At 64.4% G+C, this 26,967-nt stretch carries 25 protein-coding genes; 11 read left to right on the top strand and 14 right to left on the bottom strand.

Annotated features, from left to right (window positions below; translation table 11 throughout):
* Window positions 1-69 precede the first annotated feature (69 nt).
* Genes T9R20_RS02695 through rlmN form a run of 4 tightly spaced genes read right to left on the bottom strand, consistent with a single transcriptional unit; the run spans window position 70 to window position 5,131 of the window.
* Complete coding sequence (locus T9R20_RS02695; RefSeq protein WP_322411022.1) at window positions 70-2,067, bottom strand: ABC1 kinase family protein; 1,998 nt, start codon at window positions 2,065-2,067, stop codon at window positions 70-72.
* A 44-nt stretch (window positions 2,068-2,111) separates the two neighbouring features.
* Entirely contained in the window at window positions 2,112-2,954 is an 843-nt protein-coding gene (locus T9R20_RS02690) for an ABC transporter permease (protein WP_322411021.1), read from the bottom strand.
* Window positions 2,951-3,847: an ABC transporter ATP-binding protein gene (locus T9R20_RS02685; protein ID WP_322411020.1), complete on the bottom strand. Its 897-nt coding sequence runs from the start codon at window positions 3,845-3,847 to the stop codon at window positions 2,951-2,953. Before T9R20_RS02685 ends, T9R20_RS02690 begins: the two co-directional genes overlap by 4 nt.
* A 54-nt stretch (window positions 3,848-3,901) precedes the next feature.
* Window positions 3,902-5,131 (bottom strand): 23S rRNA (adenine(2503)-C(2))-methyltransferase RlmN, encoded by a 1,230-nt coding sequence (gene rlmN, locus T9R20_RS02680; RefSeq protein WP_322411019.1) that lies wholly within the window; start codon window positions 5,129-5,131, stop codon window positions 3,902-3,904.
* Window positions 5,132-5,787: 656 nt separating this feature from the next.
* On the opposite strand from rlmN, the gene T9R20_RS02675 reads away from it, so the two are divergent.
* The 3 genes from T9R20_RS02675 to T9R20_RS02665 all read left to right on the top strand — a co-directional run bounded on the left by T9R20_RS02675 (window position 5,788) and on the right by T9R20_RS02665 (window position 8,817).
* The gene (locus T9R20_RS02675; RefSeq protein WP_322411018.1) at window positions 5,788-6,396 is read left to right on the top strand and encodes a hypothetical protein; all 609 of its coding nucleotides are present in this window, start codon (window positions 5,788-5,790) and stop codon (window positions 6,394-6,396) included.
* A gap of 1,193 nt (window positions 6,397-7,589) precedes the next feature.
* Window positions 7,590-8,225: a GNAT family N-acetyltransferase gene (locus tag T9R20_RS02670; RefSeq protein WP_322411017.1), complete on the top strand. Its 636-nt coding sequence runs from the start codon at window positions 7,590-7,592 to the stop codon at window positions 8,223-8,225.
* Window positions 8,226-8,454: 229 nt separating this feature from the next.
* Window positions 8,455-8,817, top strand: coding sequence for a hypothetical protein (locus T9R20_RS02665; RefSeq protein ID WP_322411016.1), 363 nt, complete (start codon window positions 8,455-8,457; stop codon window positions 8,815-8,817).
* A gap of 325 nt (window positions 8,818-9,142) precedes the next feature.
* Here T9R20_RS02665 and T9R20_RS02660 read toward each other — a convergent pair whose 3' ends face one another.
* Window positions 9,143-9,685 (bottom strand): AAA family ATPase, encoded by a 543-nt coding sequence (locus T9R20_RS02660; RefSeq protein ID WP_322411015.1) that lies wholly within the window; start codon window positions 9,683-9,685, stop codon window positions 9,143-9,145.
* A gap of 1,209 nt (window positions 9,686-10,894) precedes the next feature.
* Between T9R20_RS02660 and T9R20_RS02655 the strand changes: the two genes are divergently transcribed.
* The 3 genes from T9R20_RS02655 (at window position 10,895) to T9R20_RS02645 (ending at window position 13,387) form a co-directional block, all read left to right on the top strand.
* The gene (locus tag T9R20_RS02655; RefSeq protein ID WP_322411014.1) at window positions 10,895-11,401 is read left to right on the top strand and encodes a hypothetical protein; all 507 of its coding nucleotides are present in this window, start codon (window positions 10,895-10,897) and stop codon (window positions 11,399-11,401) included.
* 335 nt (window positions 11,402-11,736) lie between these two features.
* Window positions 11,737-12,342 carry a sigma-70 family RNA polymerase sigma factor gene (locus T9R20_RS02650; RefSeq protein ID WP_322411013.1) on the top strand — a complete coding sequence of 202 codons (606 nt, stop codon included), beginning with the start codon at window positions 11,737-11,739 and terminating at the stop codon, window positions 12,340-12,342.
* Window positions 12,335-13,387: a hypothetical protein gene (locus tag T9R20_RS02645; RefSeq protein WP_322411012.1), complete on the top strand. Its 1,053-nt coding sequence runs from the start codon at window positions 12,335-12,337 to the stop codon at window positions 13,385-13,387. Before T9R20_RS02650 ends, T9R20_RS02645 begins: the two co-directional genes overlap by 8 nt.
* Window positions 13,388-13,530: 143 nt before the next feature.
* Here the strand turns inward: T9R20_RS02645 and T9R20_RS02640 are convergent, their stop codons facing one another.
* Both T9R20_RS02640 and T9R20_RS02635 read right to left on the bottom strand, forming a co-directional pair.
* Window positions 13,531-14,175: a sigma-70 family RNA polymerase sigma factor gene (locus T9R20_RS02640; RefSeq protein ID WP_322411011.1), complete on the bottom strand. Its 645-nt coding sequence runs from the start codon at window positions 14,173-14,175 to the stop codon at window positions 13,531-13,533.
* Complete coding sequence (locus T9R20_RS02635; protein ID WP_322411010.1) at window positions 14,175-14,795, bottom strand: hypothetical protein; 621 nt, start codon at window positions 14,793-14,795, stop codon at window positions 14,175-14,177. Before T9R20_RS02635 ends, T9R20_RS02640 begins: the two co-directional genes overlap by 1 nt.
* Window positions 14,796-15,978: 1,183 nt before the next feature.
* Between T9R20_RS02635 and T9R20_RS02630 the strand changes: the two genes are divergently transcribed.
* On the top strand, window positions 15,979-16,629 hold the full coding sequence (locus tag T9R20_RS02630) for a hypothetical protein (protein WP_322411009.1): 651 nt from the start codon (window positions 15,979-15,981) through the stop codon (window positions 16,627-16,629).
* 96 nt (window positions 16,630-16,725) lie between these two features.
* On the opposite strand, the gene T9R20_RS02625 is transcribed toward T9R20_RS02630, so the two are convergent.
* Both T9R20_RS02625 and T9R20_RS02620 read right to left on the bottom strand, forming a co-directional pair.
* A complete protein-coding gene (locus T9R20_RS02625; RefSeq protein ID WP_322411008.1) occupies window positions 16,726-17,052 on the bottom strand; it encodes a hypothetical protein in 327 nt (108 codons plus the stop codon).
* A 118-nt stretch (window positions 17,053-17,170) separates the two neighbouring features.
* Window positions 17,171-17,467: a hypothetical protein gene (locus tag T9R20_RS02620; protein WP_322411007.1), complete on the bottom strand. Its 297-nt coding sequence runs from the start codon at window positions 17,465-17,467 to the stop codon at window positions 17,171-17,173.
* Between the two features lie 743 nt (window positions 17,468-18,210).
* Here T9R20_RS02620 and T9R20_RS02615 point away from each other — a divergent pair.
* The 4 genes from T9R20_RS02615 (at window position 18,211) to T9R20_RS02600 (ending at window position 21,377) form a co-directional block, all read left to right on the top strand.
* Window positions 18,211-18,891, top strand: coding sequence for a hypothetical protein (locus tag T9R20_RS02615; protein ID WP_322411006.1), 681 nt, complete (start codon window positions 18,211-18,213; stop codon window positions 18,889-18,891).
* Window positions 18,892-19,204: 313 nt separating this feature from the next.
* Entirely contained in the window at window positions 19,205-19,471 is a 267-nt protein-coding gene (locus T9R20_RS02610; protein ID WP_322411005.1) for a PASTA domain-containing protein, read from the top strand.
* Between the two features lie 249 nt (window positions 19,472-19,720).
* Entirely contained in the window at window positions 19,721-19,945 is a 225-nt protein-coding gene (locus tag T9R20_RS02605) for a hypothetical protein (protein WP_322411004.1), read from the top strand.
* A gap of 196 nt (window positions 19,946-20,141) precedes the next feature.
* On the top strand, window positions 20,142-21,377 hold the full coding sequence (locus T9R20_RS02600; protein ID WP_322411003.1) for a hypothetical protein: 1,236 nt from the start codon (window positions 20,142-20,144) through the stop codon (window positions 21,375-21,377).
* A gap of 192 nt (window positions 21,378-21,569) precedes the next feature.
* On the opposite strand, the gene speB is transcribed toward T9R20_RS02600, so the two are convergent.
* From speB to T9R20_RS02575, 5 genes are all read right to left on the bottom strand, one after another.
* Entirely contained in the window at window positions 21,570-22,502 is a 933-nt protein-coding gene (speB, locus tag T9R20_RS02595; RefSeq protein WP_322412092.1) for an agmatinase, read from the bottom strand.
* A gap of 16 nt (window positions 22,503-22,518) precedes the next feature.
* Window positions 22,519-23,547 (bottom strand): LacI family DNA-binding transcriptional regulator, encoded by a 1,029-nt coding sequence (locus T9R20_RS02590; protein ID WP_322411002.1) that lies wholly within the window; start codon window positions 23,545-23,547, stop codon window positions 22,519-22,521.
* 55 nt (window positions 23,548-23,602) lie between these two features.
* Entirely contained in the window at window positions 23,603-24,553 is a 951-nt protein-coding gene (locus T9R20_RS02585; protein WP_322411001.1) for a carbohydrate ABC transporter permease, read from the bottom strand.
* On the bottom strand, window positions 24,550-25,545 hold the full coding sequence (locus T9R20_RS02580; protein ID WP_322411000.1) for a sugar ABC transporter permease: 996 nt from the start codon (window positions 25,543-25,545) through the stop codon (window positions 24,550-24,552). The genes T9R20_RS02585 and T9R20_RS02580 overlap by 4 nt, the downstream gene beginning before the upstream one ends.
* Window positions 25,546-25,627: 82 nt before the next feature.
* On the bottom strand, window positions 25,628-26,938 hold the full coding sequence (locus T9R20_RS02575; RefSeq protein WP_322410999.1) for an ABC transporter substrate-binding protein: 1,311 nt from the start codon (window positions 26,936-26,938) through the stop codon (window positions 25,628-25,630).
* Window positions 26,939-26,967 lie beyond the last annotated feature (29 nt).

Raw genomic sequence — 26,967 nt, 5'->3', positions numbered from 1 at the left:
GGGGGTGCTCCCCCACCCTAGGCGGTGGCGGTTCCACCCGTCCGCGCTGGACAAACACGTGGCGAGGCGTCAGGCTTCGCCCTCCGGCGCGTCCCCCTCGGCCACGTCTCCGCGCAGACGCAGAGCGCGTCGCAGGCTCCGCAGCAGCAGGAGGAAACCACCCAGCGCGACGATGCTCCCGAGGAACGGCGAGACGGCCACTTCGGCCGTCAGCTCCGGCCCGCCGTTGGCGACGGCCAGCAGAATTCCCATGAGGAGCAGGGCGATGCCGATGGTCGTCACCGTCACCTGACCGAGCAGGCCGTCCAGCCAGCTGCGCTCCGTCGGGTTGGAGAAGCGGCGGAGCTGAACGACGAACGAGCCGTCCTCGAGGGATCGGCCGATGTTCTCCATCCGCCGGGGCAGACGTCGGAGCTGCTCGACGAGCAACGCGCCGTTCGACTGCGCCGACAGCAGCAGGTCGCGCGGCGAGTTCATCAGCCGCGCGGTGTGAGGCGCGCGTTGGAGAGCATGGCCGACCATGTCGTAGTCCGGCTGCAGCCGTCGCAGCGAGCCCTCGAGCGATGCCAGGGTACGGAAGACCAGCAGAAGCGACGGCGGCATGGCCAGCCGGTGGCCGCGCAGCACGTCGATGAGCGCGCGGAAGACGTTCTCATCGCCGGTGTCGTTGTGGATCCGCGTCAGCACCACGCCGATGTCGTGCTGGAGCGCGGCCCGGTCGGCGGAGGTGCCGCGCTCGGGAGCGCAGAGCAGCAGCACGACATCGGTGGCGGCGATGTCATCCTCGTTCAGGATCGCGATGAGGAAGGGCACCAGCAGGTGGCGCATGCTGCGCTCGATGACGCCGATCGCGCCGAAATCGACGAGCGCGACACTGTCGTCCTCACGCAGAACCAGGTTCCCCGGGTGCAGGTCGGCGTGGAAGACGCCTCGGACGGCGATCTGCTCGAACACACTGTCCACCACGTTGTCGGCGATCGCCACCGCGCGCTCGGGGTCGAGGTCGCCGGGCAGCAGGCGGCTGAAGGGTGTCCCCTCCACCCTCTCGAGGACGAGCATGCGCGACGTCGTGAACTGCGGGTACACCTGCGGGACCAGCAGCTTCGCGTCGCTCGAGCGCGCGATGGCTCCCCGCAGCAGCTCGGTGTTCGCCGCTTCGACGCGATAGTCGAGCTCTTCCCGCAGCGCCCGCGCGAACTCGACCACGAGGGCGCGCAGTCCGTAGGCACGCGCCCACTCCATGCGACGCTCGGCGTCCGTAGCGAGCCGCTCGAGGATGTCGAGATCGGTGGTCACCTGCGCGCGCGCACGCGGCCGCTGGATCTTGACCACGACCGCCTCCCCCGTCAGCAGGGTGGCCGCGTGCACCTGGGCCACGGATGCCGCCGCCAGGGGGCGCTCGTCGACGGTCTCGAACACGTCGTCCAGGGGGCGCCCCAATTCGGCCACGATCGCCGCCTGGGCTTCCGCCCAGGGGATGGCGGTCGAGTCCATCTGCAGCGTCGAGAGAGCCCGGACGAACTCGGGCGGGAGAACATCCTCCCGGGTGGACAGCGCCTGACCGAGCTTCACGAACGTCACGCCCGCCTGATTCAGGGCGGCGACGAGCGCGGTCGGCAGGTCGTCGCCGTCTCCGCGGCGATGGCGCTGGTACAGCCCGAGTCCGTGCCGCGATCCGATGGCGACGATCTGCGCGTAGCGGCGTGCGCGGTCGCGGCGGCGGAGCGCCTCGCGGAACGCGGTGACGGGATTTCGGAAGCCCCGTGTCGGCCAGAGGAACTCCACAGCCATGACCACGGCGACGACGATGGCGAACATCCACCCGAGGGTCAGGGCGAGGAACGCCAGGGCGATGACACCCTCGACCGCGACGGCGAAGTCGTCGTCGAGGACACCCGACCGCTGCAGCATCCACAGGGCCACCGGCGCGCTGAGGAGGAAGACCAGGACGGAGAGGATGATCGCCCGGATCTCGCCGATGCGGCGATCGAGCAGGCGCCGCGCGGCCCAGGTCGCGATGAGCGCGAAGACGATCGCGATGAGACCTACGATCACCCAGGCCGGCATAGGTCGATTGTGTCAGTGCTGGCGGGCGGTGTCAGGCGGAAGGCTCAGCCGTCCTTGCGAATCCACCGAAACGTCAGTCGGGCGAGGATCAGACCCACGACCAGCCAGATGAGGAGCGCGATCAGCGTCTCGGGGTGCTGCCACGAGCCGCCCGGCTCGGCGTCGGCGAAGACCTCGGGGAGGAACACCGAGCGCATCCCCTGCGCGATCCACTTCAGCGGGAAGATCCCGGCGAAGTTCTGCAGCCACTCGGGAAGCGTGTCGAACGGGATGAAGACACCGGAGATGAACTGCAGCACGAGCACGATCGGGATGACGACCGCGGTGGCACTCCGCCCGCTGCGCGGAAGGGCGCTGAGGGCGATCCCCAGAACACCGCAGGTGATCGCACCGAGGAGGAAGACCCAGGTGAACGTCAGCCACCGCTCGGGGTCGGTCGGCAGGGCGACCCCGAAGAACACCGCGGCGATCACCAGCAGCAGGGCAGCCTGGAACACCCCGGTCACCAGCACCTGGCCGAGCTTTCCGATGAAGTACGACACCGGCGAGAGCGGCATCCCGCCCAGACGCTTGAGGGTGCCGTCGCTGCGTTCCATGGCGATGTCGATCGCCAGCAGCTGTGTTCCCGAGAGCAGCAGACCTGCGGCGAGCATCGCGGGGAGGTAGTACCCGGCCGCGGTGACCTCGTCCGTGGGCGGACCGAAGGTGCTGCTGCTGAAGGCCACGGCGAAGATGAAGAGGAACAGCACCGGGAAGAGGAAGGTGAAGAACACCGAGTCGCCCTGGCGGAAGTAGGCGCGCACCTCGAAGGCGATCCGGCGAAGGCCCAGGCGGATGGTGCGGCTCGGGCCGAAAGACACCTTGTGCGATGCGCGGGTGGTGCTCATCGGGTCACCTCCGTGACGTTCTCGGTGTCGGGTCCGGGCTCGGGCGCGGCGTCGTCGTTCTCGACGAAGGAGAGGTAGACGTCCTCGAGGCTGGGACGCACGATCTCGAGCCCCTCGGGCTCCGCACCGAGCGCGGCGTAGAGGTTTGCGACCACGCGCCCCGGTTGCTCGGTGCGCTCCTCGCGGATGCGGCCGTCTTGCCGCCACCGCACGATGGGGATGCGGGCCTCGACCCCGCCGAGCTCACCGACCGGTCCGAGCGAGGCGAGCTTGCCCCCTACGACGATCGCCGCGCGCTCGGAGAGCTCTGCCGCCTCGTCGAGGTAGTGAGTGGTGAGCAGAATCGTCGTCCCCTCGCGCTGGAGGCCCCGGATGAGCTCCCAGAACACGCGGCGGGCCTCGGGGTCGAACCCGGTGGTCGGCTCATCGAGGAAGAGCAGTTCGGGTGAACCGATAATCCCGAGGGCCACGTCCACGCGTCGTCGCTGACCGCCGGAGAGCTTGCGCACCGAGGTCTTCGCCTTCTCGGAGAGCCCGACAGCCTCGATGACGTCGTCGACGTTCCGCGCACGGGGGTAGAACGACGCGAAGTGCGCCAGGAGCTCCCTCACGCTGGCCGACGGAGCCTCGCCCGTGCTCTGCAAAACGATCCCGAGCCGCGACCGCCAGCGGAGATCGCCGTTGCGCGGGTCGACGTTGAGCACCCGTACCTCGCCGCTCGAGCGGTCGCGATACCCCTCGAGGATCTCGATGGTCGTACTCTTGCCGGCGCCGTTCGGTCCGAGCAGAGCGAAGGTCTCGCCGCGGCGGATGTCGAAGCTCACGCCCTTCAGCGCCTGGAAGCCGCCGCGGTAGGTCTTCGTGAGGTCTTTGACCTCGACAACACTCGTCATACTCCGACCATGCCGTATTCCGCGGCCTTCGAGGACAATCTGACGCGCCGGCGATCAGCTGGAGGCCGCCGCCGCGACATCCGCCTCGGTGGCCACGAGCTGTCCACAGGCGCCGTCGATCTCTTTGCCGCGCGTGTCGCGGAGGGTGGTCGGGATGCCCGCGGCGTTCAAGCGCCGGACGAACTCGTTCTGCACGCTCCGCTCCGATGCGGTCCACACCGACCCCGGCGTGGGGTTCAGCGGAATCGGGTTCACATGCACCCAGCCGCGACCGCGGGCGTTGAGCTTCTCGGCCAGCAGATCTGCGCGCCAGGCGTGATCGTTCATGTCCTTGATGAGGGCGTACTCGATCGATACGCGGCGCCCAGTCTTGTCGAAGTACTCGCGGGCGGCGTCGAGGGCCTCATCGACCTTCCACTTCGAGTTCACCGGGATCAGCTCGTCGCGCAGGTGGTCGTCGGGTGCGTGGAGCGACAGGGCGAAGGTGACGGGGATCCCTTCGGCTGAGAGCTTCCGAATCGCCGGCACGAGTCCGACCGTCGACACCGTGATGCCACGCGCGCTCATTCCGAGCCCGCGCTGCGGGTCGATCATGACGCGGACCGCCTGCATCACCCGGGCGTAGTTGGCCAGCGGCTCGCCCATGCCCATGAAGACGATGTTCGTGACGCGCTCGTCGGGGTGCTCGGCCTCGCCGAGCCCGCCCTCGCGGATGAGGCGGTTGGCCCGCACGATCTGGTCGACGATCTCGGCCGCCGACATGTTGCGTGTGAGGCCCGCCTGGCCGGTGGCGCAGAACGGGCAGTTCATGCCGCATCCGGCCTGGCTCGACACGCACAGCGTGATGCGGCCGGGGTAGCGCATGAGCACCGACTCCACGAGCGCACCGTCGTGGAGCTTCCAGAGGAACTTGATCGTGTCGCCCCGGTCGGTCTGCAGGCGGCGCACCTCGGTGAGGAGCGGCGGCAGGAGGCCGGCGACGAGGTCGTCACGGACGGATGCCGGAAGGTCGGTCATCTCGCCGGGATCACTCGTGTAGTGCCGGAAGTAGTGCGTCTCGAGCTGCTTCGCGCGGAACGCCGGGAGACCGAGCTCGGTCACCTTCGCGGCGCGCTCGTCGGCGGTGAGGTCGGCCAGGTGCACCGGCGGTTTCCCGCGCTTCGGGCTGGCAAACTGCAGGAGCGGGCGGCCTGCGGCATCCTTCTGCTGCTTCCACCCCTCGGTACGCGGCCGCACCTGGCGGACGGGCCCGGCGGTGCCGCGGGCAGGAGGATTCTCGGTCACCTTCCCAGGGTACCGGGGGCCCCTGGACGGAACCTGCCTCCGTGGCCGGCCGACGCGACAGGAGCAGGAAATGAGGATGCGTCCGAATGCGACGCTCGACGAGGGTCAAGGGTGACGGGCAGCTTCTGGCCGCGGCGCCGACTGTGATGCCTTCGGTGTCTCGTAAGGGAGTTCCGCACGCAAAAGAACCCCGGTGAGCTGCGACACACGGTTACGAGACGGGCCTCCCCGTGGACGATGCGGATCAAGAAGGAGCAGATCTTCGGCCTGTGACACGTGTCATGAGGCAAGGGATACAAGACAGGTCGTGAGCCGAGACGCGCGGCGGATGAAGTTCCGCCAAGCGAGCCGCCTCGGACGGGTCCTCCAAAGAACCAGTCGACGCGAGGAGCTGCTCCGCCATCGACCGGGTTACGAAGGGCTTCGCCGTGATTGCGGACCATCCTGCGCATCAAAGCGATACCGAGGCGTTAAGACGCAAGCTGAGTGACGATTGTTGGCATTGGCGAGCGCCGGGCCGCGGTGCGCAGCGGGGCGGATGCACCGGGAACTGAGCCTGACTCGGCAGAAGATTACGGCTCTCTCACAGTGCTAGCGGTACCCGACGGCGAGCTTGATGATGGTTGTGCAGGTCAGAACATACGTAAAGGAGAATGATGAAGATTAGTCGAGTAGCCCTGCTTAGCGCCGCTGGCGCAATCTCAATAAGCTTGGTGGCGGGACCGGCCCAGGCCACAACCGAGACGGACGAACCTCCCACTCCAGAGGAGATCTCGGCGGAGATTGCCTCTATCGAGAGCTCCGCCGCGCGCGATGCCGCCCAGGACCTCTACGAAGAGCTTGTGGCGGACGGCCACGTAGTTGGAGATGTCGCGACATCGACTTACGTACCTGTCGACGGCGATGAGGTGCAATCAAGGTCATACCCCACCGACTGCGGTATGACCGTGTTTGTGAGTCGGGTCAACAACATCATTTACAACAACACGACCACAGGGTGCAATGCCGCTGCTTCTTCGATCAGGCACCAGGTCGGCATAACAGGCCGGAATCCATTCAACAGCTTCGACTCGAACGAAGTCCGCAACGTCACTTACACGGCGTATAACACGGCAAGCGCGAATCACGGCACGTCGTACGCGTGTGAAAACTCGAATCAGACCAACTGGGTCGCGACCAGCTACGGCACGCTTGTCAGGAATGGCGTCACGTATGAAACGCCCGGGGTCTATGACATCATCAACTTTCAGGATTGCGGGTGGTAACGCCAATGACATCCGTAAATCCCACGAAGCATGCGCCCGCCCGACTGGTCGCCGCGATCGCTAGCCTTGGACTGCTCACCGGAGCGGCTATCGGGGTTGGTAGCGCACCCGGGGCGATGGCAGCCGAGCTCAGAGCCGCAGCAACCGCAGAGGTCTACGTATTCGCGTCGTGTAACCCAGATGGCAGTACGGCGTGGACTGCGACTGGTTCCGGTTTTAAGCCGGGTACGCAATGGTTCATGACGTCCGTGTCCACGTGGAATTACGTTGGCGGTGGCAGCGACTCAAATTCCGAGGGGCATGGCGTGGTCACTTCGAGTAGCGGAGGCTTCGTGAACACGTCAACTTACTACGGTCTAGCTGACCCCGGGCGAGAGACCTACCAGGTTGAAGTGACTATTGGAGGCGTTACGGGAATTGGCCAGGATAATTGTTGAGAGCTTTTGAGATGGAAGAGTCGATGTACAAGGAATCGCCCAACACGCGGCCGGGCGAGCCCCTGCGATCCTGGACTGCGGCAACGGATGTCGTGCGTGTGGACGCCATATTCACAGTTCGAATGGCAAATGCGCGCTCTGCTCTGACGTCGATCATCGCTGGCGCAAAGCTTGAGGCTGAGGACGTGATGGCCCTCGCCAGGCTAAATTCTTACAGCGTCGTTCGGTGGTACGAACCGATTGTCACATTTCTCCCAGACCCTCACATCGATCCAGCGATAGCAGACGTATTCGGTCAGATATTGAGCGACGTGTAGCACGACCGTCGTCGCGAACCTTCGGGCAGACGCGCGGCTCTCGGAAGGTCCGCAGAGGGGTCTCCATCCCTGGTCTGCTCCAAGCCAGCAGACCAGGGATGGAGGGGTCTTCGGAATGAGAGGTGTGGTTAGGGTCTGAAGCCCTGGCTTCCAAGAAAGGGTTCGCGATGCTGTTGTGAGCAGGCTCCGGGACCAAGCCGGAGCCGCGGAAGTGCCCGAACCGCCCGCCGCCCGTCGTGGCCGGGTGATTCGATTCGCCGTCCAACCCAGAGGCTCAATCGCTACCCGCCCTGAGCGGGTCGACGGGCCCGCTGGGCGATCCTGCGTGTGACAGGGGGCGTTGCGCAAGGAAGGGATACGCGACAGCAGTGGGATCGCGAGGATCGGTTCGTCGCCCCACCAAGTGATCTGCACCTGGCGGGTCTTGCAGCATCTTGGAATGAACTTTGATGCTGGTCTGCGACCATCCGCGCCAGCGTCTGGCCGTGCACTCAACAACCGGCTTGCGCGCAGCACCATTGGCGCGGACGCTCGTGGTGTGGCCACCTCACTGCGCATTCGGATCGCCGACCCCCATGACGCGATTCAGTTAGCCATATTGAAGGAGAGCTGGTCCAATCTCGATTGCCCAGCCACAGAAGCGGAGTTAGCTGAGTTCGCGGAGGAGCTCCGCCGCTGGATGCAGGAGCGCAACGACGCCGTAACCTGTGCTGTCGCTGAGCTAGACGGGATCCTCATCGGTATGGCGTGGCTTGTTGTGTTTGAGCGAGTCCCGGACATCTATGACACGCGACGACTCACCGGAGACATCCAAAGCGTGTTCGTTCAACAAGGCCATCGCTCACGCGGGATCGGCAAACAGCTAGTTCGGGCGTTGACGGCCACGGCGGATGCCCTTGGCATCCCTCAAATTACCGTGAGCGCCAACGCACCCAGCGCCCCAATGTACGAGGCTCTCGGGTTCAGGGAAACACCGCTTCTACTCGAGCGCAGCGCGCGCTACTCGGTCGATATAGACGATCATGGCGAGTTGAACGATCCTCAATCGAGTAGCTGCTTGACCGCCAAAGTCTGATAGAGGCCGCCGACTGAGCGAGGCTTAGACTTCCAAGATGAGATGGCGGGGGCTGCCTGGCGCTGCCGCTGTCGTATGCCTTGCTCTCTTGTTGGTGTCCTGCACGGCGTCGCCTCCACCGGACGTCGACGCTTCGACGCCACAGCCGTCTCCGACTACAGCTGGCCCAACCTCTGCGATCACGTCAGACGTTCTAGCCTCCGATGACTCCGGCCCCTGCGCCGCCGCTGTGCCGGCATACCCCGTCGCAGATGCGACGGAAGTCGAACAGCTCGGCGGGGCGACCCTCGCAGTCCCGTTCGACCGCGGTTCGATGCCCCATGCGGCTGGCGAGGCGATTCTCGATGATCGGGGCGTTCCGGTCGCGTACAAGGTCGCTGCGAACGACGTGATCTCCACGGTTGGCGCCCGGTTCTGCCTCGGTGAGCAATGGCTCCACTGGGTCAACTATGTCCGGCGCGACGGCGACGCGCTCTTCGCCGGCGACATTCTGAATCTTGATGCCCACACCATCCTCAGCGTCGGAGATCAGAACGGCGTCGTTCACAACAATCCGTTACCTGACGGCTTCGTCATTCCCCCGCAACGGTGACCTCAGCCGTCAGCCGGCTTCGAAGGTGACAACGGACTGCACACCTGTCTCGGTGTCATACGTCGTGACTGTCCACACTGGCCGCCCGTCCTCCATGACCCGTCCCAGCTCGATCAGGCGCGGACCCGTGTAACCCTCCCTGCGTAGTCTAGAGGTAAGGACCCTGTCGGCATTGACGATGAGCGAACATGCCGAGGTGAGCTGCTGCACCCGCGTGGCCAAATGATCACGGTGCAGGAGGAATGCCCTCAGGCGGATCAGTCTTTGGGCGGCCGTTGCGAAACAGTCGCTCGTGGCGTGCCCACTTTTCACCATCGCGCCGCAATTAGTGGTCTGAACCGATGAGCCTCGCGAGTATGTCTTGCGCGATGTCGGTTGCGGCTCTTGCAGTGGTGTCGATGCGCACGTCGTCGGAGAAGCCAGCGCCGTCGAGTGTGCGCGCGAGCTCGGGGTGGCGGCGTGCGTGCCATCGCAGAGCGTCTTCGTCATCGTCGTGCCGTGCGGTCAATCTGGCGAGGACGACGTCGGGAGCGGCCGTCAGGCGAATGTGCAGTGCGTTCTCCGCGGACGCCGCCGCTATGTTTCTATGCAGTTCGTCACGACTCTCGATGACGGTTGCGATTACGAGCACAAGTGCACCTGCGCGTCGGAAGTTCGACGCGATCGCGCGAGTGTTCTCCAGTGCCAGTGCTGTCCGGAACGGGTCGCCGTGTGGCGCCGGCCATGAACGACGCAGCCAGTCGACGTCGATGACCGCTCCCGGGATCCCGGATCGCTGTAGCTCGTCGCCAAGCTTTTCTGCGGCAGTCGTCTTGCCGGTACCGACACTGCCGTTGATCAACACAGTGTCGAAGGTCACGTCGGGCATCGCTCAACGGTATCCGTCGGTAACGCCTCGTCTCCGAAGCCTAAGGGGAAGGCTTCTGACTGAACTGAAGTATCGACCTTTAGCCAGCATCGCCCGATCAGGGATCGCCCACTGCAGCAGCGAGCGTCGCGAAAAGCATGAGATACGAGAACGATCGGTGGATGTCGATTTGGTTGAGACATTGAGAGATTCAGTCGCGCCGCCTTCCGCTCGCACGCGAGTGCGCTGGAAGCCGACTCCGAATCGGCCGTCGCGTCACTCCTATTCGAGCCGTGCGGCGAGATCTTTGTCAGCATCCTCAAACGAGCGCGTATAACCCCGCCGACGCGCTCCAAAACCGGTCCCTGCGGTCGATCGGAAGGGATACGAGACAACTCTTTGGAGGGGCTACTGTCTAGTCGCGATCACCGCCAGACACGGAACCTTCAACGGTTCCATCAGGAACTTCGTACCGCCGTCTACGAGGCCAACCTCGTGGGACATCCCCGGTAGTCCGGCGACGCAGTTGACCGTCGCCCAGTGCCTCAATGCGCAAGTATCGCTCGGCCGTCACAACCGCTACAGCGCCGAACACCCCCAGCACCAGCGTGAGAAGGATCTGCCACCACGGCGGCCGGACATCGTGAATCATCGTGACCTCGAAGCGCGACCGGTCCAACACCGCCCAACCGTCCCGCTCACGTCTCTTCACTTCAGCGTCAAGGGCCACTCGTCGACGAGCCGCGTCGTACACATTTCCCTCTTCGCCCACCCGCTGAGTATGGATTCCACCGCGCCCCACCTGCAACGAGAGGTCAACACCACGATCCCCGGTGCGACATCCTCCGCGTCGCAAAGCAAGGAATACCAGTTGCGCTGCCTTCCGCTCGCACGCGAGTGTGCTGGATGTCGACTCCGATTCGGACGCTGCGCTACTCCTATTCGAGCCGTGCGGCGAGATCTTTGTCAGCATCCTCAAACGAGGGCGTTTCGACGCCGCCGACGCGCTCCGAAACCGGCCAGTGCAGTCGATCGGAAGGGATACGAGACAGATTGTCAGTCTCCGCGTGCAATGCAGGTCGCCCGCGTCGCGAGATCGGCTAACCGCTCGCTCGGGTACGTTCGGATTTGGAAACTGCGTCTCCCGTCGACGCGGAGATTCGAGGGGCGTTGACTAGCAAAGAAGACCGTCCGCTCACCTGGACGCTGTTGTCTTTGGTGATTCCACCCGTGATCGTCTTGATCGGTGGGGCCCTTCTTCTGACGACCGTTCTTCTTGGATCCCTCCCGGTCGACGCGATGACGGCCGTCCCTTTCACGGCGTACGTCACCATGACAGGGGTCGCGTACTTGCTTATCCTCGTTGGCTTCCTGCTTCTTCGCGCGGTGCCGCTTGACGGTAACGGCTGGTGGGCCCTCGCGACGGGCGGATCTCTCTGGTTGGTCCACTGGAGCTGGCCGTTCTTCCTGGGATGGATTATCCCGGTACCGGCCACTGTGCTGGCGCTGCTCGCCACAGGCGCACTGGTGATCGGCAGCGGACTGTTCTTCTCACGGTCCGACCCCCGCAATGGGACGAGCGTCGGCATCCTGTCCGTCGGGTCGTTCATCTCCATGGGCATCATGCTGGCCAACCCAGTGTTCGGAGACCCCTACATGTACTTGCCTCTCGCGCTTGCGGCAATCCTGGCGGGAATCGCCTGGATTGCCACTGCCCGATTCGCTACATCCACGTGACTGGCTAATCGTCGCCCTGTGCTGCTCCGAGCTGCCCTGGGTGAAGCGGATCCAGATGGCCAGCCACCGCAAGATTGAGCACTCGCCTCGGATGGGCTGCGGTCGAACATCGCATACGAGGATTTCGAGTGCGTCAGTGCGGTCGATCGGAAGGGATACGAGCCAGGTCGCTATACGAGACGCTCAAGCGCATGTAGCCCCTTTGGCGGGGAGCGATCGATTGCGTTCGGCCCCGCGAGTCATGTCCAGGATGCCCGCCGGTGTTCGTGATCCTCACCTGGGCTCGCGTAGAAAGAAGTCGTGAAGGGTTTGGAGCGGATCGGGCAATACCTACTGTGAGCACAGACAGCGAGATCCTCTCCCGGTCCCGCACCACGCCAGGCGCGTTCGCGGAACTGTTCGAGCGGCATTCGGTGCCCGTCGCTGCTTTCGTGAGGCGGCGGGTCAGTGGCGAGGCGGTCGAGGACGTGCTGAGCGAGACCTTCCTGGTCGCGTTCCGCCGCCGAGCAGACTTCGATTCGTCGTGGGAGTCCGCGCGCCCTTGGTTGCTGGGGATCGCGTCGCGTGTGTTGAAGAAGCACCGCGCCGACGAGGCCCGGCACTGGAGGGCGGTTGCAGCGTCGGCTGACCGCGAGGAAGCCTCGAACGAGGGTGGCATCGAGGGCGCGAGCACGCGCTTGGATGCCGCTGCCGCGGTGCGGGAGCTGGCGCCGCGGATCGCTGCGCTGAGCGCGCGGGACCGGGAGACGCTGTTTCTTTACGCCTGGGGTGGCCTCACTCAAGAGGAGGTCGCGACCGCACTGGGGATTCCCGTCGGCACCGTGGGATCGCGCCTGAATCGCATTCGTCGAAAGCTCGCACCACCGGGTTCGCGTTCCGCTGCCCGGCTGACCTGGATGGGAAAGGAGGACGCCGATGGACGTCTTGGAGCGAGTGCGTGACATCGACCTGCACAACACGGCCGTCACCGACGCGCAGATCAACAACGCCCGGCAGGAGCTGCTACGAGAGATATCGAAGGAGAGCCGGCCAATCCGCCACGGAAGACGGCGATGGCTTGGTGTGTCCGCGCTTGTGGGCGGAGTCGCCGCCACCGCGGTCGCGATCAGCGTGCTGACGCCCACGCAGATCGACCCCGCCGCAGCTGCTGTGCTCGAGAACGCCGCCGACGTCACCATCACAGCGATCGATACGACCCTGACCCCCGACCAGTACCTGCGCATTCAGACCGACGGCGACCAGCTGTGGCAGTGGGATGAGGGCATGGGAGACGAGGCCTGGGAGCGGTTCAACAGTAGCGACCGCGCCGACGCTGAAGCCGGCCTTATCGTCCGAGAAACTCGCGTGCTGTACGTGCCCGCGGATCGATCGGGCGACTGGATCTGGGACTGGAGCGCCGATCCACAAGTGATTGCCACCTATGGCACCCGCGCCGACGAGGCGGCGGCGGATTGGACCGAGCAGGAGGCAGCTTCTGACAGTGGGTACTGGCCCGATCTGCAAGCGCTGCCGGGCGGAGAGATCCCCGCTGCCGAGGGCGACGACACCCAGTATCTTCTCGACAGCTACCGTCCCGTCTACGACCAGATGCCACGCGATCCGCAGGCACTTCTGGACTGGTTCCGAGCCCGCTCCGGAGACCCCAACGTCAACGACCAGTGGGTCGTCGACGCGCTGACCGATGTCCTCACGGCCAACCTCATGCCGGCCGAGCTGCGTGCCGCATTGCTGCGAGCCCTGGCGCTGGTTCCGGGGATTAGGGTCTCGGACGTGAACGGAACGGCGGCGACGCTGGAGTATCAGTCCGGTGATTGGCTCTATACCCGCACCACGGAGATCACCCTCGACACCGAGCTCGGCATGATCACCTCACTGGCGCAGACCACCAGCAACAACGTCATCGGCTCAGACACCATCCCCACAACGGTGCCCGATACCCGCACCAGCGTCACGACAACGGTGGTCGGCGACGCCCCGACACCGTAGCGCCCGCCGACCGCGGAAGCTGGCGCACCGAAAAAGTGAGCCAGCTTCCGCGCTGCCCAAACGATTGAGCTTTCGGCAGTCTCGAGCGCAAAGCCGGGCTGTCACGCAAGCACTCGGGCCCATCGCGGCACCGGCAAGAATGCCTATTCGGCTGTGCGTGATCCGCCCAGAGGGAGTCGTTGCGTTCCGGCGGGAGAGAGTGCCGGTTTGGCCAAACGCCCGCGGCGGGTCGCGTCAGCGGCGCCGGCGTCTTTCCCTCGGGGCTCCAGCTCCTGTTCCAGTCGACGAAGAGCGCGGGCGTGCCGGGTACGTGCGGTGGACTCGTTCATCGAGAGGAGCCGGGCTGCGTCCGCGATCGTGAAGCCATCCCAGTGAATCAGCATCAACAACTCGCGAGATCTTCGATCCAACGCACCCAATGCCTCACGGACCGCTTCTGCGTCCATCTTCTTTTCCGCGACGGCGTCGGCAGCAGCGTGTTCCGAGGCGGAGGTGCGGAGATGAGACCGGAGCCCATCCACTAACGCGAGCTCCCGCACGGCGTGCCTGTAGTGCTCGCGGAGGATGTTTCGGGCGATACCGAAGCACCACATCCTCGCGTCTAAGTCATTGGTGGGGAGCTTGGCGGAGTTCTCCCACAGGGCCAACAGGACGCGACCCAGCAGGTCGGCGGCGTCTTCCTTGTGCTGCACGCGTCGGCGGAGGTAACTGAGGAGGTCGGTGGCATTGTCTGCCACGACGATCTCCACCCGGTCGCGAATCTCTGGCGGGATCGACTGGCTCGTCATCAATGGAGCTTTCCCTGGCAGTCGGTCACGCTGCTTTCGATGAGTCCTTCACGGTTGTCCCGCAGGTCATCAGGGATGATCTCCTCGATCACATCCGAGATCGCGATGCTGAGTGACATCTGGTCCCGGTTTGCCTGGGTGTCCGATTGCAGGCCCCCGTCACGGCCGGGGACGAACGGGTTGGCGATCGCTCGCACGTACATGCGCTGACCCACCCCGCTCCAGTCTTGCTCGACCATGAAGGCGGCCAGCCGCTCGTCCGACTCTGTTCGGTCTGTTGGATCGCCGTAGTAGATCGCGTATCTGCAATCGACATCCACGCCGGTATCCGTGGTGTAGCTGATCGGGATCACCACGTCCGCATCAACCGTGATTCCGCCGACCCCAAACCGGTCCAGCGGCAGAACGAACGCCGCCCCCGTCAACGCGAGAACACCCGCAACCCCGATGGGAATGGTGATGCGACGCCGCTTCCACCACGGCGCTGGCGACGGCGAAGCGGTTGTCGCCTCGGCTTCTGTGGCGGCCACCACGTCACGCACCAGCTCATTCAGCCGCGCGTCTACGTCAGTGTCGACCGGATCGGCTGCTGCAAGCCGCGATTGGAGGGAATCGGTCATCATGTGCTCCTGTTCGACGGTCCTCATCAAAGACATGACAGGAGTACCGAAACCGTCTCAAACTGATCACAGCCGGTTGTCCAGGCACGCGCTAGATCGGGGACCTCGTGGCGGGATAGCGCCAGCACCGCGGCTACGGAGAGGGTCCGATTGTGGGCGTCCTCCACGCGCGCGTTCGAAGATGACTTGGAGGCGTGCACGCAAGGATCGGGTCTCGGAACTCCGCCCGCGGCTGTCGCGGGCGGAGGCGAACGGGGATCGTTGTCACCCACTCGGCAAATCGCGCAACGCCTTGTTGCGCGATCTCCTACCGGTCCTCCAGCGCACGTGAAAGGTCGGCCTCGGAGGGGAGCGCGGCACGTTCAGCCGCCGGAAGGAGGTCGTAGCTAGCGACCGCGACGGGCTGATTGCTGCTCGCCAGCGCGTAACGCACCACGCGATCGTTCTTATCCGTACACAGCAGGACCGTCGAACGGAAACCAACCTCGGGGTATCGGGTAGGTGCTGTGCGGCACTGGTCAGAGGTGTCAGCAAGCTGACCTATCCGGGCAACATCCTCCAGCGCGAGGGCGGTGTTGTGGGATCGGTCAAGAACGGCCAGTTGAGCACCTACCTTTGGTAGAACAATCCGACCCCTAACAGGAGGTGTCGTATGGACATTGGTGCAACCTTGATTGGCGTGCTGGGTCTTCTGATCTATGTTCTGTTCATCGTTGCGGCTCTAGTGATCGTGTGGTTCGCCGTTCGGGCGGCAGTCAGGGCCAAGCGGTCTCGAGCGTTGCGTCGCGCATCCGCGGAATCAACATCACACGAGTGACGGGAGGTGTCCCGGGACACACCGCCTGATGAAGGCGCGTCCCGGGGCACCCACTTCGGAGGGTTGAAATCGTCCTGGTTGCAGTTATCTCTAGCCCCTGCCCGCTCAGCCGAATACTGGGCAGCGGCCGTAGCGGAGGGTAAGCGATACGAGACAGTCCTCTGACAAACAGGCGCCAGCGCGGGTCACTCGCTGTGCGATCCTCACCGGTTCGGTCATGCGAGAAGTTGTGTTTCGGAGGGGTGTGGTCTGCCGCCACGAGCGTCGTCGAGTTCGGCGCATCAAGCCGACCCACCAGCGGGCCGAGTTGATCTTCGAGATCAGCTGTGACTCCACCTCTCCCGGTGCGGTCACTATGGTCAGAGGATGCGAAAACAGCGCCTGACCTGGACGATCGGAGGCGTCGGCCTCGTGTTGTGTGGCGTGATCGGGATGCTGCAGTACTCCGTTTTCGGTATCGCCCAGGTCACAGGGATCGGGCTTGATGCCGTCTTCGCGGGGTCGGTGCTGCTCTTCGCGATCGGCCTGTCAACGCAGTCGAGCGTCGTGGCACGGCGACCACTCGGGGTCGCTGCACTCGCCGTCGTTGCGCTGTGGCCGCTTCTCATTCGGGCTATGGAACCGCTGTTGCCCGCCATGGACGCAGAGACTTTTGAAGCGGGCCTTTCTGCGTACCGGGGAGCCGAGAGCGTGCTGACGGCGGTGTTCTATGTGAACCTACTGGTCACTGTCGCCGCGTCGCTGCTTGCGTCCGTGCAGATCGCTCGCGCCAAGGTGGTTCCGGCGCCGTGGAACTGGGCGCCGCTATGGGCACTGATCACTTGGTCTGTCGCCACTGTCGTCCAGCAACTCCTCTACGCCGAATCCGCCTCGACCGGCGTCCAGGGGTACGCCGAGGTGGCTTTCCTGCTCGATGCGCTGGCTTTCCTGTTACGAACCGTCGGGCTCGGGACGGTTGCCCTCGTGCTCTCGGCGCGCGTCCGCAGCGACACGGTGGACGTCTATCGCTCGAGGTGAGCAACGCGTGACCCTCACGCCCGCCGCCGCTCGCGCTTACCGGCATCTGCACGCGGGTCGATCCCGTTGCTCATCCCCGGGAGCAGACACCGCGACTCACGGCGAAATGTCGCCCCTCCACGTCCAGGCGAATGCTGGGATCCAGGCGACGAGCACATAGGAGGCAGCCGCTATCAGGATAAGGACGAGGACCGACCACCTCGTGATCATGCGGGAGTTCTTCGGCCACGCGAACAGCAGCGCGGTCGACAAGACGGCTGAAGCAACGATCACGATCGTCGGCAAAATGGCCGCCTGAACCCGATCACCGGCGAAACAATTGCGCGGGCCAGGCAAAGACAAAGCGCACGCCTCAGGCCCGATCGACACCGCGATCAACCACACCACGACCAGAGCGAGGACGGTTGTGATCCCGACCACCACGAGGGGCCTTCGAAGAGCCGTGCTCCGAAGCCGACTTGCCGCGAAGTGCTCATGATTCGAGGGTAGGTCGGAGCGCCCCTCGCGACATCGTGCGGTGGCAGGATCGCTGAACGCCCCCTCAATGCCGCCGTCCACTGAGCGAAGTCAGTTCGGCTATGAGTTTGTCGACGTTCTCGCTGCCGACGACGGCGGTCAGGGGCTCTCCGAACCATTTCTGCCACACGGCATCGATCTGCTCGGCAGTGACGGTTCCGTCCCTCTGGAGGATGCTGGCGATCGGTATCGCCTCTGTGTCGTACTCGTCGAAAGGAGCCCCGTCAGGAGCGCCTGGGGTGAGCCCGTAAGGGTCGAGCTCGCTGAGGAACCGCAGTACCTCAGCGTTCAGCCACTTCCATGAATCCCGGCTCGACTGCACTACGCCAGCTTGCCGCACGGCTGGCCCGAAGCGCCGCGCGTCAGGATTCATGCGCGGGCCACACGCCGACTCTTGGAGGCGGCCACTACCTATCCCCGATCACTGCCAGACACGGAACCCGCAACGGTTCCATCGGGAACTTCCCACCGCCGCTTGCGAGGCCACCCTCGAGGGATGTCGCCGGTAGTCCGGCGACGCAGCTGACCGTCGCCCAGCGCCTCGATGCGCAAGTACCGCTCCGCCGACACAACGGCTGCGGCCCCGAACAATCCCATCACAAGCGTGAGAAAGAGTTGCCACCACGGTGGCCGAACATCGTGGATCATCGTCACCTCGAAGCGCGCCTTCTCCAGGACCGCCCAACCGTCACGCTCACGTCTCTTCACTTCAGCGTCAAGGGCCACTCGTCGACGAGCTGCGCCGTACACATTTCCCTTATCGCTCACCGACTGAGTATGGATTCCGCCGCACCCCGCCTGCAACGATGGCTCGCGCCGCGATCGGCGTCCGTGTTCCAGCGGCTCGCCGCAACCGACTTCGCGCTCGGGTCACGAGAACACGGTGGCCGACCAAACCTCGTCCCTAGACGGAAGGGCCACGGGCTCTTCGACAATCGACGCTCAGCAAATGCTTTCCATGGATGTGATGCAATCACACTGACTCCGCCGGCCGGATGAGTTCGCCGGCCCCGTGCGGCCGTTCGAAACCTTTAGTCTCAGGGGATGAGCCGGGGGAGCGTGGAGGTGGCACAGGACCTCGTGGACCGGGGCCAGTCTCGGGAGGCGATACGGGTGCTGCGTCGGGAGGTGGAAATGGACGAAGCCCCTTATGACGTTCGGCTCATGCTGGCCGAGTTGTACCGGAGCCTTGGCTGCCCTGATCAGGCGGGCCGGTGGGGAATAGTCGTCGAAGGATGGACCACGCCGATTGAGCGGGATCGTCTCGGCCGCTTGCTGGGGGCAAGCGGCCCGCCGCAGAGTTGGAGAGGGGAACTCCTCGCCCTTCCGCGCAGCATGCGCGACAACCCCGATTTGATCGAGGTGCTCGAGGTGATTGCCCCGGCGCATCGCGAACGGTTCCGTGCTCGGCTCGGTCACTATCCTCCCGAACGACCCTCGAAGTCCGTGGAGACGCTGGAGACCGTGGCTGGGTTGGGGATCCTCGTCGGAATCGTGGCGCTGTTGCTGGGAGGACTCGGTGCTTTCGTTGTGGCACCCCTCAGTTTCGAGGCGAGTAATTACTGGGTGCTGCTGCTCGGCGGGATCGCCGCCGGACTTGTTGGAGTTGGGCTGATCGCCCTAGGCGGAGCTTTCCTTCTCAAAAAGAAGTTATGGCAGAGCGTGATCGCGATCGCTGTGGGTGTGGCAATTGTCGCGGTCGCGGCAGCGGGGTTCGCTTTGCTGCCAGCTGCATCAGGTGGCTAGGTGCTTGCCTCAAGAGCCCCCCGACTGTGCTGCTGACGGACTATGTGCATACGTTGCCTTCCCTCTCCGTCATGCAACCTCTCGCATGACCTGTCCCCTGAGGACCGCACGGCGGGAGCAACGTGCGCTCGCACAGCTTGGGTAGCAAACTGTCTCGCATCGCTTTCCTTACGAGACACTTGCCTTTCGCCCCCACAGCGCGCGAGGCCATGAACGAGGGACGGCGCTGAGCGCGGCAATTTCAACTGTCCGTGCGCAAGCTGTCAGCGAACTGGCCTGGCGTCCCGCATTGAGCCGTAGGAGGCTGAGAGCCATGTCGGAGCTCACCATCGTGCCGGACCTCGTGGGGCAACCCGTCCATATCGCGCGCGAGCTGGCCGCGAAGGCCGGCTTGGGGTTGGCGGGTGGTGACCCCGACGGCCCAGGCATCGGCTCGCGAACCTGGCCCGGCATGTTTTGGGTTACCGCGCAAGACCCGGAAGCGGGCGCCCAGTTGAAGAAGGGTCAACAGGTTGGCGTGGAATTCGTCGCGGATGGTGAGACCAGGAGCGGAGTGCCCGTCGGACCACCGCACGTCTGATGTGCGGCGCATGAGAAAGGCCAGCGCGCCTTCTCCAGGACCGCCCAACCGTCACGCTCATGTCTCTTCACTTCAGCGTCAAGGGCCACTCGCCGGCGAGCCGCGTCGTACACATCCCCCTCATCGCTCACCCGCCGAGTATGGATTCCACCGAGCCCCGCCCGCAACGATGGCTCGCGCAGCGATCGGCGGCCGTGAAGTGACGAAGGCCGAGCTCAGAGCGGTGCCCCGGTGTGGCAGGGTGCTGACATGCGAATGACTCTGGCTGCCCTGGTCGTCGGACTCGGTCTCGTGGTCACTGTCGCGGCCGCGGCCGCGCTCTACAACTACGGCATACTCGCCGACGAGACGAGGATTGACGGTTGGAACCCGATGCTCTGGGTTCTCCTGCTCGCCGGAGTTGCCACCGCCCTGATCGGGACAATCCAGATCGCGACCGTCGCCGGAGAAAGAAGCGACGCTCGCGCCCGCTAATGCGACTCTGTGCGCCACGCGGCCGCCGACCGGCTCGGCTCGGACCCCGCGCGGGAGCGTGAAATGATCCCGCGTGCGTCAGGGAACCTAGCGCAAGGCAAGGGATGCGAGACAGTCCTCCATCAAGAGATTTTGTGAGATCGGACCGCGGCGCCGGTGACCCGAATGCTCCCAGGGAATCATCTACGTTGACGGTATGGACGAGAACAACCTCCCGCGACAGCCCGTGGATGAGGAGCTCAGGGAGGATCTTCTTCGGGAATGGGGAATCCCGGACGATATGGTTCCGTACGCTCATTGGGCGTACTACACCTGGACGCTTCCGCAGATCCCGCCGCAGATCGATCTTCCCGCGGGGTGGAACCCGTCGAACGACCCAACTTTGGATCGCGTGCTCGCCGCTCTCGCCACGCGCGCGGGTTTGGACATTTGGGCGTCTGCTCCGATGGACCTGTCCTGGTTCGAGCCTCAGGCGGAACAGATCTCTAGCCTGTGGTGCCGGGGCGACACCAGGGCGTTCCAGTCACTGAAGACCATCGAGAAGATGACCGGGCTGCAGAGCTTGATGCTCCCTCGCGCGTCCGATGTCCTGGAACTGTCCGACCTGCCGCGGCTGAGGCACGTGTTCGTCGTCCACAAGAACCACTTGTCGGTCGTGCATGCGCCACGGCTGACAAGCCTCAGCTTGACGTTGAGTACTGTTCCCGCGCATTTTCAGCTCACCCCGCAGGTCAAGGAGGTCGCGTTCCACACGCGCTCCGTCAATCTCGCGGCCATCGGGGATCTCAGCAACCTCCGTGAGATCTTCATTGAAGGGGCAGCACACGTTGATCTGTCTCCACTCGCCGACGCGGGTCACCTCGAGAAAATCAAGTTCCTTCGCGTGCGGGAAGTGACTGGTGCGGCTGCGCTGAAGAACTGCTCCCGGCTCCGCGAGGTCGACCTCATCTACACGACCGCTATCGACGACACGGACTCCCTCCTCGGTCTGGAACTCGAGCGGTTCCACGGCGAAGGGCGAGCTTTCGACGAGAGTTTCGCCGACACCGCCGGTCGCAAGAATGGCTGGTGGCTCGTGCTGATGCCCAACAGGCCACGCACCACGAGCACCGCCGCAGACTTCTCCGTGCACATCACCGACGACGACCGCGCAGAGGTTTCCCTTCGTGACTTCGGCTGGCTCGCCGACAGAGCCGGCATGGACGATGACGACCTGACCAGTGAAGACATCGAAGTCCTCTGCCAGCATGAGCTCCGCCGAACCCACCCTGACTGGCTCGAAAACGACATACTCACATTCGACTCCGAGGGCGACCAATTCAACGTGATTGCACCCAATTCGGCCATCGCCGAAGAGCTCATCGCCGCCATGAACCGGCTCTTCGCCAACAAGAGCCGACTACGCCGAGCCCTCAGAGAAGCTCGAGCCTGAACCTGAGCGCAGGCAGAAGCGGCAGCCCAAACGCACCCGCGGATCCCGCGTGCGGCACGGGGCCGGAGCGCAAGCCAAGGGATACGAGACAGGTCGCGCTCCGAGATGGGCGACCGCAGTTCGAGATTAGCAAGCACGCCGGAACGAACGGTCGCGCGGTAGCCGACAAAGCCCGGTCTGGACGGCGGCTGGTTAGGCGAGGCTCATGAGCGTGACGAGCTCCCACGCGGTGTGTGCTGCGGCTAGGCCTGTGATGCCCGCGTGGTCGTAGGCCGGCGCGACCTCGACCACGTCAGCACCGACGATGCGGGTACCGCGCATGGCGCGTAGCACGGCGAAGAGTTGCGCGGTTGCGATTCCTGCCACCTCCGGGGTGCCGGTTCCCGGAGCATATGCGGGGTCGAGCACGTCGATGTCCACAGAGATGTACGCCGGGACGTCAACGACCCGCGCTCGAATGCGGTCGGCGATCTCCGCGGGAGTGTCGGTGAGGAACGCCTCGCTGCGGATGATCTGGAAGCCGGCTTGCGCGTCGTCCTCGAGCTCACGGGTGTCGTAGATGCCGCCCCGGATACCGACATGTTGGCAGTGAGCGAGGTCGAGTAGCCCTTCTTCCGCGGCCCTCCTGAATGGTGAGCCGTGCCAGTACGACGCACCGTGCAGTGTGTCCCACGTGTCGAGATGCGCGTCGAAGTGCACCACGGCTAACGGTCCGTAAACTTCAGCTGCTGCACGGAGCAGAGGAAACGCGATCGTGTGGTCACCTCCCAGCGCAACAATTCGGGATCCCGCGGTTGTCAGGCGTCGGGCAGCCCTCTCTACGACCGTGATCGCGCGGGGGATGTCGTACGGGCCGACGGCGACGTCGCCCGCATCCGCGACTTGCATTGCTCGGAAGGGGTAGGCATCGAGAACGGCATGGTACGGATGCAGCTGCCGTGAGTTCTCTCGGATGTGGGCCGGGCCGAACCGCGCGCCGGGCCGGTAGCTCGTTCCAGAGTCGAAGGGTACGCCGAGGATAGCAATTTCGGCTCGGTCCACGGAGTCGAGCGTGGGGAGGAGCGCAAAGGTCGCCAGACCGGCGTAACGAGGAAGCTCGGGGTCGTCGCGTTGACCGAAGTTCATTCCGTTCACCACACCATCATCGCTCCACGCCCATTCCTGTGCCGGTGTCGAGCTGCGGAGGTCGGACGCTCCCGCCCCGGACCATCGAAGCAGCGATCATTCGCGCCGGGATCGCCTTGTCGCCTAGGTCGGCGCTTCGTAGGAGCATTTCTAGTGCAGCTTGGCCGATCTCCTCCGCGGGCAACCGAGCTGTCGTCAGTCTCGGGGAAGTCGTTTGTGCGGGGGTGGTATCGCCGAAGCCTGTGACGCTGAGGTGATCAGGAACGATCAGGCCGACCTCTCGGCTGCGTTGGAGAACACCGATTGCGACGCTGTCGTCCACGCACAGCACCGCTGTGGGGCGCAGCGACAGGTCCGGGGTGACCATGAAGAGCTCCTCTATCGCCACCCTGCCCCCGTGCACGGACACCTCAGCCGAGATCGTTGTGATACCGACCCAGGGGATTCCCGCTGCGATGAGACCGTCGCGGAGCCCTGCGGCTCGTTCGGACCATTTCCCGCTCCATCGCGCCGGGGTCACGATGGCCACTCGAGTATGTCCGGACGAGACGACGAAGGTGGCCAAATCGTGTGCGGCGGGGCGAGGGTCAATCATCGCGGCGGCGGCACGGCCAAGGCGGTGCTCGCCCTCACCGGCGAGCACAACAACGTGTCGCGCGGCAAGAGTGGCGTATGCCTCCGCCGAGAACTCGTTGTCGGTCACGTAGATCAGGGGTTCCCCGGTTTGTCGCGCCCCGACGCGACCACTTTCTGGGCAAGATGAAGGCCCGCTGTCAACCGATACCGTGACGATGATGTCGCGCGCGGCTGCCTCCGCGAGGATGCCGCTGGTTACCCGCGCGACGAACGGGTCGGCGGCATCCGCGCTGACCACTCCGACTGTCGAGACTCGGCTGGAGCGGAGGCCCCGCGCGAACGCGTTGGGCCGGTATCCGAGCCGGGCGATAGCGAGCTCGATACGAGTACGCCTCTCTTCCGAGACATACCCCGTCCCGTTGATCACATAGCTGACTGTGGTCTTCGACACATCGGCAAGCCGGGCCACGTCCGTGATCGTCGGCCTGCCTGACCGCGCCATCCGCCGCCCCCCTGCGTTGTGCTTACTTCACAGAGCCGGCGGTGAGACCGCGGACGAAGAACCGCTGCAGTCCGAAGAAGATCGCGAGCGGGACAACAAGGGTAATGAACGAACCGGCGGCCACGCGCTGCCACCCCTGACCGTATTGTCCCAGGAGGGTATAGAGCCCTTGCGTGAGGACCTGGTTCGGGCCGCTCTGAATAAACAGGTAAGCCACGAAGAAGTCGTTCCACACCCAGAGGAATTGGAAGATTGCGAACGAGGCCAGCGCGGGGACGGACATCGGGACGATCAGGCGCCAAAAGATCTGGAAGTGGCTCGCTCCGTCTACACGTGCCGCTTCGATGAGCGAGTTCGGCAGGGTCTGCATGTAGTTGCGGAGGATATAGATCGCGAGTGGCATGGCGAAGGTGGCGTGAACGATCCACGCGGCCTGGTATTGGCCGATGATTGGGATGCCGGTGACGTCGCCGAACCAGACGAACAGCTGCAGGATCGGGATGACGGCGATCTGGACGGGCACCACCATGAGTCCGAGGATCACGGCGAAGTAGATTTCTTTCCCGCGGAATTGGAAGAAGGTGAACGCGTACGCGGCCATCGCCGCGAACATCACTGGGAGCACGGTTGCCGGCACGGTGACGGCGACCGAGTTCCAAAACGTTGTCCCGGCGTCGAGCGCTGTCCAGGCCTGCGCGAACGGCTCGAGTGTCCAGGCCGTTTGGAACGGACTGAGGATTGCTGTCCACCATCCCGTCGACTCCACATCGGCGCGGGGGCGGAGACTGGTGACAAGCAACCCGAGAAGGGGGAACAGCCAGGCGATCGCGATCACTCCGGTGATGACAGTGATCAGAACGCGCGGCTTCTGCTTCTCCGCGCCGGTCTTGTCGTACTTTTTCTTCCTGCCGCCGTCGATGGTTTCGCGCTTGCCGGAGTCTTCGTCGACGATCGGGGTGGGGATCACAGTCATCGGAGTTCCTCCTGCGCCTTGTAGCTGCGGATTTGGTACACGATCAGGGGGACGACGGCGATGATCAGGACGATGACGACCGCCGCGGCCTTGCCCGGATTCTGGAAGCTGAACAGCTGGGAGTAGAAGTCGACGACCAAGACGCTGGTGTTGTACTGCCCACCCGTCATCGCGTAGATGATGTCGAAGCTCTTCATCACGAAGATCGTGATCGTCACGAACACGGCAAGCAGCGTGCCGCGGATCTGCGGCACGATCACGAGGAAGAAGGTCTTCCGCTCCGTTGCCCCGTCCAAGCGTGCAGCCTCGATGGTCTCTTCGGGCACGCCTTTGATCGCGGCTGAGAGGAGAACCATGGCGAACCCCACCTGCAGCCAGATCACGATGAACATCAACAGAAAGCTGTTCAATCGTCCGGCGTCAAGTGTGAGCCAGGGCACGGGGTCATTCCCGGTGATCCCGGTCCAGATAGCGTTCAGTAAATAGATCTGCGGGTTGCCGGGTGGCGCGTAGAAGTAGATGAACCGCCAGGTGACCGCGGCCGCGATGCCGCTGATCGCCATGGGCAAGAAGATCATCGACTTGAAGGTCGTCTCGCGCTTCTTTCCCAGACGATCCGTAAGGATCGCGATGAGCAGGCCGATCAGCACGGTCGCGGCCGGTACCACAAGGACCCACAGCAGGTTGTTGAGCAGGACGCCGAGGAAATTGGGGTCGGTGAAGAGCGAGATGTAGTTGTCGAATCCGACGAAGGTTGCTCCTTCGCCGCGTCGCTGGCTCTGCTCCATGAAGCTTTCGACGAAGGTTCGAATCGCCGGGTACAGCAGGAACAGTGCGACGAGAACGATCACGGGAAGCAGGAAGACGTACGGCAGCAGCCGGGACTTCGCCTTGTCATGCGTCCTCTCGACGAGCCAGTTCAGGCTCAAGAAGATCAGGAACGACACGCCGAGTCCGAGGACCACGGAGATCACTGCGCTGAGGATGGCCATCGAAACCGCCTGACGTCATTGTGAGGGTGGATCGTCTGTCGGGCGGCCAGCGGTGGCCGCCCGACAGACAGTTGAATGAGGCCTACCGCGGCCAGGACGCGTCGATATCCTGGAACGCTTGCTGCATCGTCTTCTGCCCTGTGAACCAGTTGGTCAGCTCGGCCCACTCGGTTCCCGCCCCGACCTCACCTGGCATCTGGTCGGACGCGTCGAAGCCGAACAGGGTCGACGCTGCGAGCAGCTCCTGAGCTTTGCGCTGGAACTCGGTGGTGTAAAACGACGTGTCGAAGTCGTTGTGCGGGGACAGGAAGATCGCCTGGCTCGCGTACCCGTTCGTGCCGAACTCGGAGCTGGTGATGTACTCCACGACCTGCTTGGTGGCATCCGAGTTGGTGAAGGCACCGACCAAGTCCCCTCCGCCGAGCATCGCTGTGTCTGTCCCTTCCGGTGAGGGCAGCTGGAAGAAGTCGATGTTGGTCAGGTCGCCTTCGGCGATCTGTGACTTGATGTCGTCGGGGAAGAAGTCCGCGATGAACGATCCCTGTCGCATCATGAAGCACTGACCGTTCTCCACGCCTTCCACGAACAGCTGGTTACCGGCCGTCTGGAAAGCGGTCGTCGCTGCGCCCGCCCCGCCGCCGTTGACCTTTCCGGGCTCGAGAAGCTCTGTCGCCACCTTGTCGCCGGCTTCGGTGACCAGCGGGCTATCGAACAGGACATCACCGGCGATCCAGGCGTTGTACTCCTCCAGTCCCCCGTATCGCAGGACGTACTCCTCCAGCCAGTCGGTCGCGGGCCATCCCGTGCCCGCACCTGATTCGAGACCCACGCACCACGGGTATCCAAGGCCTTCGTCGATGATCTGCTGCTGCAGGGCGGTGAGCTCCGCATCCGTGGTCGGAACACTCAGGCCCGCCGCTTCGAACGCCGCGGGGTTGTACCAGACGAGCGACTTGACGTTGATGGAGTACGGCAGGCCGAAGGTCTGACCGTCGACGACAGCGATGTCCCCGAGCCCGTTGGCTTGATCGGCGGTGATCGCCTCCACGTCGATGCCGAGGTCCTCGAGCGGGTAGAGCGACTGGGTTTGGCTCTTCAGTACGCCCGGCTGCGGGTAGATCGCAATGTCCGGCGGGTTCCCGGCCGTCGCGCGAGCGACCACCGCAGTCTGGAAGTCGGTGTTGCCGTCATAGGTGACAGTGATACCACTCTCCTCCGACCAGGCATCCAAGTCGGCCTGGAAGGCCTCGGCCTGTGCGTCGGTGAAAGCTCCCATGATGGTGACGGCCTCGCCGTCGCCTCCCCCGCTGTCCTCTCCGCCGCCGGTGCACCCTGCCAACGCGATCACGGCAACGGCAGAAGCCGTCACGCCGACCATTCGGTATCGAAGCATCGTCACTTCATCCTCTCGTCGGGGGGAAA

The sequence above is a fragment of the Microbacterium invictum genome (assembly GCF_034421375.1).
In the GTDB taxonomy this organism is placed as follows: domain Bacteria; phylum Actinomycetota; class Actinomycetes; order Actinomycetales; family Microbacteriaceae; genus Microbacterium; species Microbacterium invictum_A.
Note: the sequence above shows the minus strand (reverse complement) of the source record. Positions and strands in the feature narration are given on the sequence as shown.